11 protein-coding genes are annotated in these 13,362 nt (G+C 40.2%); 8 read left to right on the forward strand and 3 right to left on the reverse strand.

The window, feature by feature from the left end:
* Window positions 1–39: 39 nt before the first annotated feature.
* From JN11_RS14365 to JN11_RS14380, 4 genes are all read left to right on the forward strand, one after another.
* Entirely contained in the window at window positions 40–618 is a 579-nt protein-coding gene (locus JN11_RS14365) for a DNA-3-methyladenine glycosylase I (RefSeq protein WP_144913643.1), read from the forward strand.
* A 234-nt stretch (window positions 619–852) separates the two neighbouring features.
* Window positions 853–3,663 carry a DNA polymerase I gene (gene polA, locus JN11_RS14370; RefSeq protein ID WP_144913645.1) on the forward strand — a complete coding sequence of 937 codons (2,811 nt, stop codon included), beginning with the start codon at window positions 853–855 and terminating at the stop codon, window positions 3,661–3,663.
* 424 nt (window positions 3,664–4,087) lie between these two features.
* Window positions 4,088–5,512, forward strand: a complete 1,425-nt coding sequence (locus JN11_RS14375) for a glycogen synthase (RefSeq protein ID WP_144913647.1) — start codon at window positions 4,088–4,090, stop codon at window positions 5,510–5,512.
* A complete protein-coding gene (locus JN11_RS14380; RefSeq protein WP_144913648.1) occupies window positions 5,509–6,771 on the forward strand; it encodes a glucose-1-phosphate adenylyltransferase in 1,263 nt (420 codons plus the stop codon). Before JN11_RS14375 ends, JN11_RS14380 begins: the two co-directional genes overlap by 4 nt.
* Window positions 6,772–6,836: 65 nt before the next feature.
* Here the strand turns inward: JN11_RS14380 and JN11_RS14385 are convergent, their stop codons facing one another.
* From JN11_RS14385 to JN11_RS14395, 3 genes are all read right to left on the reverse strand, one after another.
* Entirely contained in the window at window positions 6,837–7,514 is a 678-nt protein-coding gene (locus JN11_RS14385) for a metal-dependent hydrolase (protein ID WP_144913650.1), read from the reverse strand.
* A gap of 133 nt (window positions 7,515–7,647) precedes the next feature.
* Window positions 7,648–7,947: a YbaB/EbfC family nucleoid-associated protein gene (locus tag JN11_RS14390; protein WP_144913653.1), complete on the reverse strand. Its 300-nt coding sequence runs from the start codon at window positions 7,945–7,947 to the stop codon at window positions 7,648–7,650.
* Between the two features lie 110 nt (window positions 7,948–8,057).
* Window positions 8,058–9,278 carry a serine hydrolase domain-containing protein gene (locus tag JN11_RS14395; protein WP_246139013.1) on the reverse strand — a complete coding sequence of 407 codons (1,221 nt, stop codon included), beginning with the start codon at window positions 9,276–9,278 and terminating at the stop codon, window positions 8,058–8,060.
* Between the two features lie 121 nt (window positions 9,279–9,399).
* Here JN11_RS14395 and JN11_RS14400 point away from each other — a divergent pair, with 121 nt between their 5' ends.
* The 4 genes from JN11_RS14400 to JN11_RS14415 all read left to right on the forward strand — a co-directional run bounded on the left by JN11_RS14400 (window position 9,400) and on the right by JN11_RS14415 (window position 13,331).
* Window positions 9,400–10,431 (forward strand): tetratricopeptide repeat protein, encoded by a 1,032-nt coding sequence (locus JN11_RS14400; protein WP_144913655.1) that lies wholly within the window; start codon window positions 9,400–9,402, stop codon window positions 10,429–10,431.
* A 145-nt stretch (window positions 10,432–10,576) separates the two neighbouring features.
* A complete protein-coding gene (gene fumC / locus JN11_RS14405; RefSeq protein ID WP_144913657.1) occupies window positions 10,577–11,974 on the forward strand; it encodes a class II fumarate hydratase in 1,398 nt (465 codons plus the stop codon).
* A gap of 51 nt (window positions 11,975–12,025) precedes the next feature.
* Complete coding sequence (locus JN11_RS14410) at window positions 12,026–12,538, forward strand: fumarate hydratase (RefSeq protein WP_170227758.1); 513 nt, start codon at window positions 12,026–12,028, stop codon at window positions 12,536–12,538.
* Between the two features lies 1 nt (window position 12,539).
* Window positions 12,540–13,331: a S1/P1 nuclease gene (locus JN11_RS14415; RefSeq protein ID WP_144913660.1), complete on the forward strand. Its 792-nt coding sequence runs from the start codon at window positions 12,540–12,542 to the stop codon at window positions 13,329–13,331.
* The last annotated feature ends 31 nt before the right edge of the window (window positions 13,332–13,362 follow it).

Raw genomic sequence — 13,362 nt, forward strand, 5'->3', positions numbered from 1 at the left:
TAGCTTTATTAGTTTAATTTAGCTTTTAAAATTAGCAATATGTCAACTGCCAACTCAAAACTGCCAACCGAAAACTTAAAAAGATGCATCTGGCCCGGAACGGATGAGCTCTACATGAAATACCATGATGATGAGTGGGGTAAAGAAGTTCATGATGATAAAATACTTTTCGAATTTTTGGTATTGGAATCGGCACAGGCGGGACTGAGCTGGATAACCATTTTGCGCAGACGAAATGGTTACCGCAAGGCTTTTGTTGATTTTGATGTTCATAAGGTGGCCGCCTTTACTGATGAGGATGTGGAGCGCTTAATGCAGGATACTGGTATTATCCGTAACCGCTTAAAAATATTGGCTGCTATTAATAATGCCAAACTGTTTATCGGCGTTCAGAAGGAATTTGGTTCGTTTGATAAATACCTGTACAGCTTTATGCCCGATGGTAAGCCAATCAATAATTTTTCGGGATTGGTTCCGGCAAGCACACCTATTTCTGATGCCATTAGCAAGGATATGAAAAAACGGGGCTTTAAGTTTTTTGGCACTACCATTTGCTATGCCCATATGCAGGCCACCGGTATGGTGAATGATCATTTGCCCGATTGCAGCTTTAAGTAATTTTGATTTCACCGATTGATGGAAATGATTTCACCGATTTAGACCGATGATTTTATTGATTTTAGGAATTGGAAAAAATGAACGTGCCGATTGATTTAGTGAGTAACTAAATTGTATTTTTGAAACACACTTTTTTCAATAAATCGCTTTGTAATTTGTGAATCGCTTAGTTGCCGCGAAATCATATAGCAATTGGTGCAATCACAAATAATAATCAGTGCAATCAAAAATAAAATGAAAAAACTATTTCTTCTGGATGGCATGGCCCTTATTTACCGGGCGCATTTTGCTTTGAGTAAAAACCCGCGCTTTACGTCGGGAGGCTTAAATACTTCGGCTATTATGGGTTTTACCAATACCTTGCTGGAGGTTTTAAAAAAGGAAAAGCCCACCCACATGGCCGTAGTGTTTGATACCGAGGCACCTACAGAACGTCATACCGAATTTGAAGCCTATAAAGCTCATCGTGAAACCATGCCCGAGGATTTGTCTACTGCTTTACCTTACATCTTTAAAGTGGTATTAGGTTTCAATATACCGCTTATTACCTCTGATGGTTATGAAGCTGATGATATTATCGGTACCCTGGCTAAAAAGGCCGAAGCAAAAGGCTACCAGGTTTATTGCATGACGCCCGATAAGGATTTTGCACAGCTGGTATCCGAAAATATTTTTATGTACAAACCTGCCCGAATGGGAAATGACATGGAGATACTGGGTGTAAAAGAAGTGTTAGAGAAATGGGAAATAGAGCGCGTAGAGCAGGTGATAGATATCCTGGGCCTTTGGGGAGATGCGGTTGATGGTATTCCAGGCATACCCGGAATTGGTGAAAAAACAGCCAAAGCATTAATTAAACAATACGGATCGGTTGAAGAGATCATTAATCATAGCCATGAGTTAAAGGGCAAGCAGCGTGAAAATGTTGAAGCTTTTGCAGAGCAGGGATTAATGTCCAAACGATTAGCTACTATCAACCTAAATGCACCTGTTGAGCTTGATGAGGCGGGTTTAGAAATGTGTGCACCAAGCAAGGATTTGTTGGAGCCCTTATTTGCTGAACTGGAATTCCGTACTCTTGGAAAACGTGTTTTTGGCGACGATTTCAGCATTACCGAAACCAAAGCCGTATCTATCCAAACAGATCTGTTTGGCAATCCTGTTGCCGATGGCAGAACAACATTAACGGTTGACGTAGAAGATATTTACGAAGCGCCTGTACCTCTTGATATTAAAAATATAAATACCGTTCCGCATGAATATCATTTGGCTGATACCGCTGAAAAACGTAAGGAACTGATCAATATATTAGCCCAGCAAAAAAGCTTTTGCTTTGATACGGAAACAACCGGCACCGATGCTAATTTTTGCGAATTGGTAGGTTTATCATTTGCCATAAAAGCTGGCGAAGCCTGGTATGTTCCTGTTCCAGCTGATCAACCGGAAGCGCAGGCCATTGCCAATGAGTTTAAAGCTGTACTGGAAAACCCGGCTATCGGCAAAACCGGACAGAACCTGAAATTTGATATCCTGATGCTGAAATGGTATGGCATTGAGGTAAAAGGTGAGTTGTTTGACACCATGATGGCGCATTACATCATTGATCCGGATACCCGCCATAATATGGATATTTTGTCTGAAAATTACCTGAGCTATAAACCGGTTTCTATAACCGAACTGATAGGTGCCAAAGGCAAGAATCAGGGCAGTATGCGCGATGTAGAGATTGAAAAGATAAAAGAATATGCCGCTGAAGATGCCGATATCACCCTGCAATTAAGGACAGTTTTTGAGCCTAAGCTAAAAGAGGTTGAAAGTGAAAAACTGATCCATGAAATTGAACATCCACTGATTTATGTATTGGCTGATATTGAATTTGAAGGGGTAAAGATAGACCATGATACACTAAAAGAATTTTCAAAAGAACTGGAAACCGATGTTGCCAAGCTGGAGAAAACGGTTTATGAAAAGGCTGGTGTCCGTTTCAATATTGCATCGCCTAAGCAATTGGGCGAAGTGCTTTTTGAAAAACTAATGCTCGATCCCAAAGCAAAAAAAACTAAAACGGGCCAATATCAAACAGGGGAGGATGTATTGCTTTCATTGGCTGCAAAAAGCGATATTGTTAGGGATATTCTGGATTACCGTCAGCTGCAAAAGTTAAAATCAACATATGTTGACGCGTTGCCACAAATGGTAAACCCTAAAACAGGCAGGGTGCATACCTCCTATAACCAGGCGGTTGCTGCTACCGGGCGCCTAAGCTCCACCAATCCTAACCTGCAGAATATTCCAATCAGAACAGAGCGGGGCAGGGAAGTGCGGAAAGCATTTATCCCAAGGGATAGTGGTCATACTATCGTATCTGCCGATTATTCGCAGATTGAGCTGCGCATTATTGCTGAAATAAGCAAGGATGCCAATATGATGGATGCCTTTGTTAAAAATCTGGATATTCACACTGCAACGGCTGCCAATGTTTACGGTATTGCTTTGGATGAAGTAACCAGCGAACAGCGCCGCAATGCCAAGGCCGTAAACTTCGGAATCATCTACGGGCAATCTGCCTTTGGTTTATCACAAAATCTGGGTATACCGCGTAAGGAAGCTGCTGAGATTATTGATAACTACTTTATACAGTTCCCCGGCATTAAAAATTACATGGCCGATACCATGAACTTTGCCCGGGAAAATGGTTACGTATGTACATTGATGGGCAGGCGCAGATACCTGCGTGATATTAATTCGGCCAATGCAACCGTTCGCGGCTTTGCAGAACGAAATGCCATCAATGCACCAATACAGGGCTCGGCTGCCGACATGATCAAAATTGCCATGATTAACATTCACCGCGAATTTAACCTCAGGAAATTAGATGCCCGTATGACTATGCAGGTACATGATGAGTTGGTGTTTGATGTGCCCCATAACGAAGTGGAAATTGTAAAACCTATCATTATGGAAAATATGAAAAACGCTATCAAAACCACGGTGCCTATTATGGTTGAAATTGGGACAGGTGCCAATTGGCTGGAAGCGCATTAATGGTTAAGTAAAAGCTCCTGTAATAATCCTATTTTAAGAGAGGATATACAGGCTGCCTCCAAATAAAACAATTTTAAAATTGATGACCGGGATAATATAGATCAAACATTATGATAGATGATGTTTGATCTATATTAAATAAATACGGCCAGGTAAATAATATTTCCCCGCCAATAATTGCTTTAATTCATACCTGAATTACATATTTGAGTATTTTATTTATTGTCATTTTATTAATAAGCTTGTCATTATTGTGTCTTAAAATGCCATTTTCGTAAAAATCAAGAATATTATATCTTATTTTATAAACGAAATGATAGTAAAGCTAAACAAATAATAAAAATGTTTTTTTAAACAGATTGTAGTTTGTTCCGTTCTATATTTAAGCAATTCTTTGCTTAAATTGAGCCAATAATAATCCCCAATGAGAATATTTCATCTGAGTGCTGAATGTTATCCCGTTGCCAAGGTGGGCGGGCTGGCAGACGTAGTTGGCGCGCTGCCTAAATATCAAAATTTGGCTGGTTTGCAGGCTGCTGTAGTGATGCCTTATTATAACCGTAAGTTTGTGCAGGAAAATGAGTTTGATACTGTTTTCCAGGCATCAACTCTGTTGGGTACACGCCGACTTTATTTTGAGATACTAAAAGAAAAAACAGATAAACTGGGATTTGAGCTTTACCTGGTTAAAATTCCTGGTTTGATTGACAGGGAAGAGGTTTACAGCTATCCTGATGAAACAGAACAATTCATTGCTTTTCAAATAGCTTTTTTAGATTGGATTAACTACTCCCAGCAATCGCCTGATATTATTCATTGTCATGATCACCATTCGGGCCTGGTGCCGTTTTTATTAAAACATTCTAAATTATACACCCGGTTAGCCAATACGCCAACCGTTTTTACTATTCATAACGGGCAATATCATGGTGCTTTTGGCTGGGATAAATTAGCCTACCTGCCAGAGATTGACCTTTATAAAACAGGCTTGCTTGATTGGAACGGCGCAATAAATCCATTGGCCTGTGCGGTAAAATGCTGCTGGAAATATACTACTGTGTCACCAACTTATTTATACGAGCTTACCATAAACTCAAATGGCCTGGAATATTTATTTTATATGGAGCATGCTAAAGGCTTTGGTATTTTAAATGGAATTGATACGGAGGTGTGGGATCCAAAAACAGATCCGATGATTCCTAAAAAGTTTTCCGTTACACAAATTGCAAAGGGTAAACAAGCCGATAAAGAAATACTATGTACCCGATTTGATTTCTCGCCCGATAAACCATTAATCTCCTTTATTGGACGTCTGGTAGTGGAGAAAGGTGCCGATTTGATTGCTTCGGCAATGGAGAGAAGCTTTAATGAACACGAGGGGAAATTTAACTTTTTAGTACTTGGTGCAGGTGATAAAGAAACAGAAACGGAACTACTTGAATTAAAATCATTTTATCCAGAACAATGTAATGTGTTTATTGGTTATGATGAGGCCTTAGCGCATTTAATTTATGCAGGTTCTGACTTTTTGCTCATGCCTTCGAGGGTAGAGCCCTGTGGCCTAAACCAGTTGTATGCTTTGCGCTATGGTACCATGCCAATGGTTAGAACTACCGGCGGATTAAAAGATACCGTAATTGACTTTGGCGACGAAGGTGGCTACGGCATCCGTTATAACAATGCCAGTGTTGAAGATATTTGTGACGCGGTTAGTCGTGCTTTAGTGCTTTATGAAAATAACACGCAGCTGCAATCGCTGCGCAAAACAATGATGTCGCTTGACTTCTCGTGGGATCGGTCGGCAAAAGAATATATTGATCTATACAAAAGTTTAACTCCAATAATATGACCTCAAAAGCAATTTGCATAGTACTTGGTGGCGGCCAGGGAAGCCGGTTATCTCCACTAACTGCAACACGTTCAAAGCCGGCAGTACCTATTGCAGGTAAATACCGCCTGGTTGATATCCCTATTTCCAACTGCCTGCATTCGGGCATCGATAGGATATACGTACTAACGCAATTTAACTCGGCGTCACTAAACAAGCATATAAAAAACACCTATCACTTCAGCAGTTTTAGCGAGGCTTTTGTTGATATTTTGGCTGCCGAACAAACCCCATCAAGCGTAGCCTGGTTTCAGGGTACTGCTGATGCAGTTAGGCAGAGCCTGCATCACCTTGCCGTACATGAGTTTGAGTATGTGTTGATCCTTTCCGGCGATCAGTTGTATCAGATGGATTTTGCTGAAATGATCGAAGCCCACATTAAGGCCGATGCTGATATTTCTATTGCCACCATACCCGTGCATGTAAATGATGTCCCCGGTTTTGGTATATTAAAAACAGACGAAGCTAACCTGGTTACTTCTTTTATTGAAAAACCAAAAAGCGGGTTTGAAAATTGGGTATCAGAAGTTAGTCCGCAAATGCAGGCAGAAGGCCGAGTTTACCTGGCTTCAATGGGTATTTATATCTTTAACCGTAAGCTTTTGTATGATTTGTTGCAGGGTAACGACCGTACAGATTTTGGTAAAGAAATTATTCCCCAATCTATAGAAACGCATAAAGTTATCAGTTATCAATATGAGGGATACTGGACGGATATTGGTACCATACCTTCCTTTTTTGATGCAAACCTTGGTTTAACGGATGATATTCCACTTTTTAACCTTTTTGATAAACACCCTATTTATACCCGTGCTCGTATGCTACCGCCTTCAAAAATGTCGGGCACGCATGTTGATAAGGTGATTATAGCCGATGGGTGCATCATTAACGCAAGCCACATTACCCGGTCTATTATTGGCATCCGTTCACGTATAGGTTTTGAGACAATTGTTGAAAACTGCTATGTGATGGGTAATGATAATTATCAAACTTTGGAGCAGATTGAAGAATCACACCAAAGCAAAGCTCCTATTATGGGTATTGGAGACAGGTGCCACATCAAAAATGCAATAATTGATAAGAACTCCTTTATTGGGGACGATGTGCAGATAAATTGCGGAGAGAAACTGGAAAACGGCGATTATGGCTCGTACGTTGTGCAGGATGGAATTGTAATTGTTAAGAAGCGGGCTGTTATACCAAACGGTACGATAATTTAATATCCACGATAAAAAGTAGATAAATAAAAAAGAGCATCTAAGTGGATGCTCTTTTTTTATGGCTGTTAAAGGCTTATGCTTTCGCCAATTGCTGGCAAATGAAGGTTTAATCCTGCTTTTTTAAATTTTTCTTTTACTACTTCTTTGTCAATCTTAATTACCGGGAAAGTATCATAATGCATACCGATAATGTTTTTGCAGTTGATAAATTCTGCCGCTTTTATGGCATCATCAGCACCCATGGTGTAATTATCACCAATTGGAAGAATCGCCCAATCAAGATTTTCATCAGCCAGCAATTTCATGTCAAGGGTAAGCGCGGTGTCGCCTGCATAGTAAATTTTCTTTCCACCAGTATACAATACAAAACCTGCAGGTGTACCACCATAAGCTCCATCAGGCATTGAGCTGGAATGCAAAGCGTAAACCATTTTAACACGGCCAAAATCAAAATCAAAACCACCGCCAATATTCATGCCGTGGGTGTTCTCAATTCCTTTGGCGCCAAGCCATCCGGCAATTTCAGCAATACAAATTACTTTGGCGCCACTGTTTTTCTGGATGCTTTCCAAATCAGCAATGTGGTCGCCGTGACCGTGTGATACCAGGATATAATCAGGTTTTAAACTGTTTACATCAATGTCTTTAGCCAATGGATTTGGCGATATAAATGGATCGAATAATAACTTTTTGCCTGCTGTTTCCAGTTCAAAAGAGGCATGTCCGTAAAAGGTAGTTTTCATAAAATAGCGTTTTTAAATGGGTTAATCCAAATAATAAAAATGTCCACTGCAAATATCGAAATAATAAGTGTTCAAACTTCTATCGGTTCCGAATAGATGCGGGTGTAAAGGAAATTTTACTTACCTGCTACTTTTAGAACAATCCGCCCATGCCGCCAAACATTTCTTTGGTCATGGCCGCCATTTCACTTTGGCTAACATTGTCTGCCTGTTCCATAGCTTTGTTTATAGCGATTGCTAAAAGTTCTTCCAGCTCTTCTTTATCGGCATCTTTAAAAAAGGCATCTTCAATGGTAACGCTTTGTACCACCTTATTGCCATTGGCTGTAACTGTAATTTTTCCACCTTCGGCAGTGCCGGTCACTGTAATGGCATCAAGCCTGTTCTTTACTTCGCCAGCCTTTTGCTGGGCTTCCATTAATTTATCAAACATGTTGTTATAAGTTTAGTAGTTGATTAGGTTTATTAAGTGAATGGTTTTGTTAAGCGAATCGTTTTTAACTTAATCAACTATTCACCTATCCAACTCAATCAACCAATCCTTTAATCATCACTTGTATCACCGTTTCCTTTGTATGCACTTTTACGTACAATAGGCATGCCAACAGCATTGAACAGGGGATCCAGTTTTAACAAGCTTCCATTGGATAGGTTGGTTAACAATACCACAGTAATATCATCCTGTATATCTCTCAGGTAAATGTGCCTGAAACCGTGCCACCATCCGGTATGGTATATTACTTGTTTTCCAGGGGCTTCAAATATGCGCCAACCGTAGCCATAGCTAAAGTGGCCATGTATCATCGGGTTGCGTGGCACATAGGCCGAATCCATGGTGGCTTGTTTTAACAGTCTGCCATCGCGAAGGGCGCGGTCAAAAAGGTAAAGATCGCCAACGGTGCTGTAAATGCCCTTATCGCCAACGGGGCCATCCAAAAAGTTTTGTGCAACAGAATATCGCCATTGCCCTCTATCGTGCCCAACCACATCAACCGGAATTTTTTGATAAACAGCCTTGGAGTAAACAGCAGTATGTTCCATCCCGGCAGGGTTAAAAATATGGCTCTTCATAAAATCAGCATATGACTGGCCGGTTATCTTTTCAATAATAGAACCCAGTACCATAAAGTTGGAGTTATTGTACAGGAACCTTTTGTTGGGTTTATTAAACGGACGTGGTTTATATTGAGCAATCAGCGCCATTTCATCCTGGTTAGATAATCCTTTCCGTTCATCACGATGTTCTGCGCGATAAAGGTCATCCGTAAAATAAACATAGTTCATCATTCCTGAGCGGTGAGTGAGCAGCAGGCGGATGGTAACGCCATCATAAGGAAAATCAGGAAAGTATTTTTTTACGTCATCATCCAGCGTTAGTTTGCCCTGTTCCCAAAGCATCAGTATAGCAGTTGAGGTCATGGTTTTGGTAACCGAGGCAAGCTCAAACTGTGAATTTATTTTTAAGCTGTCGCGATGCAGGTAATCGGCCCAGCCAATTGCTTTTTCATAGATGATTTTACCATGCTTGGCCACTAATACGTTGCCATTAAAGCCACGTGTACGATGCAATTCCTGCATTACAGCATCAATGCGTTTATCAGCATCTTTAGGATTATAAGCTAAAAAAGCTTTAGGATCAAAAGGGACTGCTGGTTTAGCCGAGGTTGCAGCGGTGGTATCGGCTGCTGTTTTATCGTTTTGTTTTGATGAACAGGATATTAAGAAGAACGAAAGGGAGGCAATTGTCAGGATACTTTTATACACAAATCTTATAAATAAATTTCACACACTTTATCGTGTGTAAAAATCAGAAATATTACAATAGGGTTAAAACATTGTTTTAATTATTTTTTCTTTTAATTGCCAGCTCTTTATATTTTTAGAAATGAAATTTTTGAAATATCTGTTTATACCTGTTTTACTGCTTATATGTTACAGGGCTTCTTTTGCTCAAACTAATGAAGATGCACATACATTGGTAAAAGAGGGCGTAAAACTGAATGATGAAGGTAAATATGCCGAAGCTATTGCGAAATACAATGAAGCATTAAAAATAGATCAGGAGAATTTATATGCTGATTTTGAAATGGCTTATACACTGTTTTTGTCAAATAAAGGTGATGATGGCATCCCTTACATCCAAAAGGTAATTGCGGCAAATACTTCATTGTCAGCTGGTGCCTATGATTTATTGGGCAGTATTTATGATAAGGATAACCAGAAAGATAAGGCAATTGAAACATACACTGCCGGTATAAAAGCAAATCCAACCTACCAGCGGTTATACTACAACCTCGGTCTGGTTTATTTCAGATATAAACAATACGCTGAGGCCGAAAAGTATGCTATTGAAGCCATTAAGCTTGATCCTACACATGCCAGCAGCCAGCGGATGTATGCACTGGTTTGCTTTCATCAAAATAAACGGGTGCCGGCATTACTGGGTTTCTGCAGTTTTATTTTGCTGGAGCCCAATACGGCACGTTCCGTTGAATCATATAACAATATTCAGCATATTATACAGGGAGGCGTTTTGAGGGATGCGGATGGTAAGGCAACGATATTACTTTCGCCAAAAGATAACAATGATATAAGCACCCTTAATATGGGCATTTCACTGGTAGTGCTTTCGGGTCAGCAGAAAAAACTTAGCGGACAGGCATTGTTTGAGTATGAACTGAAAAGCATGTTTGAGCTGGCCGGACAATTGTCGGAAAAGAAAACAGATGCAGAGAAAGACTTTTTCTGGAAATATTATGCCGATTATTTCTACAAACTGGCACAATCGCCAAACATGACTGCCTTTGCCCGGCTGGTTAATGGAAATACCACCGAAAGCGCTCAATGGATAAAGGAAAACCCACAGCCTATGACAGATTTGAATAATTGGGTAAAAGCGACGGAAAGAAGTTTTTAAGTGAAGACGGCAATTAAGAATTCGTTTTTTATGTTTGAAATCGGCTGTATAATCATATTTATTTTTGTACTAAAAAGATTACCCTTGTGGGTTTTCAACCATCACATAAAAACATAACTTTGCCCAGTAAAAAAATACAAATTCCATGAGTTTCAGAACCGAACACGATACCATGGGCGAGGTACAGGTACCTGCCGATAAATACTGGGGAGCACAAACAGAAAGATCACGCAATAACTTTAAAATAGGCCCGGAAGCATCTATGCCTAAAGAAATTATTGCTGCTTTTGCTTACCTTAAAAAAGCCGCCGCTTATACCAATACTGACTGCGGTGTTTTACCTGCCGAAAAACGCGATCAGATAGCTGCCGTTTGCGATGAGATACTGGCCGGTAAATTGGCCGGTGAATTTCCACTGGTTATCTGGCAAACAGGATCGGGTACGCAATCAAACATGAACGTGAACGAGGTTGTTGCTAACCGTGCACACGTTATAGCCGGAAATAAACTGGGCGAGGGTAAAACCTTTATTCACCCTAATGATGATGTAAATAAATCACAGTCATCAAACGATACTTACCCAACCGCTATGCACATTGCGGCCTACAAAATGGTAATTGATGTTACCATTCCGGGTATTGAAAAGCTGCGCGATACCTTGAAAGCAAAATCAGAAGCTTTTAAAAGTGTGGTTAAAATTGGCCGCACCCATTTAATGGATGCTACGCCTCTTACTTTGGGTCAGGAGTTTTCTGGCTATGTATCGCAGTTGGATCATGGCTTAAGGGCCTTAAGAAATACGCTAGATCACCTTTCTGAACTGGCTTTGGGCGGTACCGCTGTTGGTACAGGGATTAATACACCAAAAGGATATGACGTTAAGGTAGCCGAGTACATTGCCAAATTTACCAACCTGCCTTTCCGCACTGCTGAAAATAAATTTGAGGCACTAGCCGCTCACGATGCTATTGTAGAAAGCCATGGCGCTTTGAAACAAATTGCGGTTTCTTTAATGAAAATTGCCAATGATATCCGTATGCTGGCTTCCGGTCCGCGTTCAGGTATTGGTGAAATACACATTCCGGATAATGAGCCGGGATCATCTATCATGCCGGGTAAAGTAAATCCAACCCAAAACGAGGCTGTTACCATGGTAGCTGCACAGGTTATGGGTAATGATGTAGCCATCTCCATTGCCGGATCAAACGGACATTATGAATTGAATGTGTTTAAACCGGTTATGGCAGCTAACTTTCTGCAATCGGCCCGTTTAATTGGGGATGCCTGCGTTTCTTTTAACGATCATTGCGCGGTTGGCATTGAGCCAAACTATGCAGGTATCAAAAAGCACCTGGAAAACTCATTGATGCTGGTTACTGCATTAAACCCGCATATCGGGTATGAAAATGCTGCTAAAATTGCCAAAAAAGCATTGAAAGAGAACTTATCACTGCGTGAAGCTGCCCTTGGACTTGGTTTATTAACCAACGAGCAGTTTGATCAATGGGTACGCCCGGAAGATATGATAGGAAGCTTAAAATAAGAATCTTACTCCAGCCCCTTCTTTTAAAGAGGGGGCTTTTAAACAAGATAAATGCAAAAGCACCCTTTCGCCTTTTACTTTTTATTTATTGCCTTAATTGGGGCCCTGAGTTTTTCCTGTAAATTTAACCCTAACATGCAAACGCCAGGGGAAAGTTATTTGCAGGGCGAATGGCAGCAGGACTCTATCCCCAAACAAAAACAACTGGTAACTTATTCCTTGTATCATCTTAAATTTAGCTGCGATTCTTTCTTTGTGTCGATCAGTTCTTTCAGCAAAGTAAATACGGGAGCAGATAGCTGTATGAATAGCGGCCACTGGACAGAATATTGTAGAGGTACTTACGATCAAAAGAACGATACCCTGCATTTAAAAGGACAGTTTTGTAATGCCGATATGAGCCTTAAAGATGATAAGGGCTGTTTTAGATCAGGTGATTATGAAGAGTTTTTTAAAGTAAGTAAAAAGGCAGATTCTTTGGTTCAGTTTGCCAGCACCACAAATATTATCCCTGTAAACGCACGTTTAATTAAAAAAACAACCTGTACCCCAAAACCATTGTAAAATGAAAACCTTTTTTAAAAAACTATTATTAGTCGTTGCGGTATTCTATCTTCCGCTGCAATCTATGGCCTGGGGCACCCAGGGCCACCGTATTTGCGGACAAATTGCCAATAACTATTTAACGCCGCAGGCCCGTAAGGCTATTGAAGCTATTTTGGGTAATGAATCAATTGCAATGGCCAGTAACTGGGCCGATTTTATTAAATCAGACCCTACATATAATTATTTATCAGTATGGCACTATATTGATTTTGATAAGGCATACAGCTATCCCGAAATGGTTGAATATTTAAACCGCGACGTTAATGTGGATGCCTATACCAAGCTGAACTTTTTAATTGCTGAATTAAAAAAGAAAGATTTAAGCAAAGAAAATAAATTGCTTTACCTGCGCATGCTGATTCACATTATTGAAGATGTGCACCAACCGATGCATACCGCACATGCTGATGATAAAGGTGGTAATGATTTTAAAGTAAACTGGTTTAGTACGTCAACTAACCTGCATTCTGTTTGGGACTCGCAGTTGATTGATTTTCAGCAATTGAGCTATACAGAATATGCAACATGGATTAATCACAGCACTTTGACACAGCGTACAGCATGGCAAAAAGAGCCTATCAGCCAGTGGTTATTTGAATCAAACCAGATTGCCGAAAAACTGTACACCGAAATAAAACCTGGTGATACCCTTAACTACAAATACAATTTCACTCATATTGAAATAGTAAATCAACAACTGCTTAAAGCAGGGGTAAGGTTAGCCGGAATACTGAACACCATATTTGGTTAAACAAGTTAATTAGGTTGAATTGTTGATTAAG

It is taken from the genome of Mucilaginibacter frigoritolerans, from assembly GCF_007830615.1.
Lineage (GTDB): Bacteria > Bacteroidota > Bacteroidia > Sphingobacteriales > Sphingobacteriaceae > Mucilaginibacter > Mucilaginibacter frigoritolerans.

Excerpts from the sequence above, each read along its gene's own strand:
- JN11_RS14365 (WP_144913643.1), top strand. The coding sequence starts at position 40 with ATGTCAACTGCCAACTCAAAACTGCCAACCGAAAACTTAAAAAGATGC.
- polA (WP_144913645.1), top strand. The coding sequence starts at position 853 with ATGAAAAAACTATTTCTTCTGGATGGCATGGCCCTTATTTACCGGGCG.
- JN11_RS14375 (WP_144913647.1), top strand. The coding sequence starts at position 4,088 with ATGAGAATATTTCATCTGAGTGCTGAATGTTATCCCGTTGCCAAGGTG.
- JN11_RS14380 (WP_144913648.1), top strand. The coding sequence starts at position 5,509 with ATGACCTCAAAAGCAATTTGCATAGTACTTGGTGGCGGCCAGGGAAGC.
- JN11_RS14385 (WP_144913650.1), bottom strand. The coding sequence starts at position 7,514 with ATGAAAACTACCTTTTACGGACATGCCTCTTTTGAACTGGAAACAGCA.
- JN11_RS14390 (WP_144913653.1), bottom strand. The coding sequence starts at position 7,947 with ATGTTTGATAAATTAATGGAAGCCCAGCAAAAGGCTGGCGAAGTAAAG.
- JN11_RS14400 (WP_144913655.1), top strand. The coding sequence starts at position 9,400 with ATGAAATTTTTGAAATATCTGTTTATACCTGTTTTACTGCTTATATGT.
- fumC (WP_144913657.1), top strand. The coding sequence starts at position 10,577 with ATGAGTTTCAGAACCGAACACGATACCATGGGCGAGGTACAGGTACCT.
- JN11_RS14410 (WP_170227758.1), top strand. The coding sequence starts at position 12,026 with ATGCAAAAGCACCCTTTCGCCTTTTACTTTTTATTTATTGCCTTAATT.
- JN11_RS14415 (WP_144913660.1), top strand. The coding sequence starts at position 12,540 with ATGAAAACCTTTTTTAAAAAACTATTATTAGTCGTTGCGGTATTCTAT.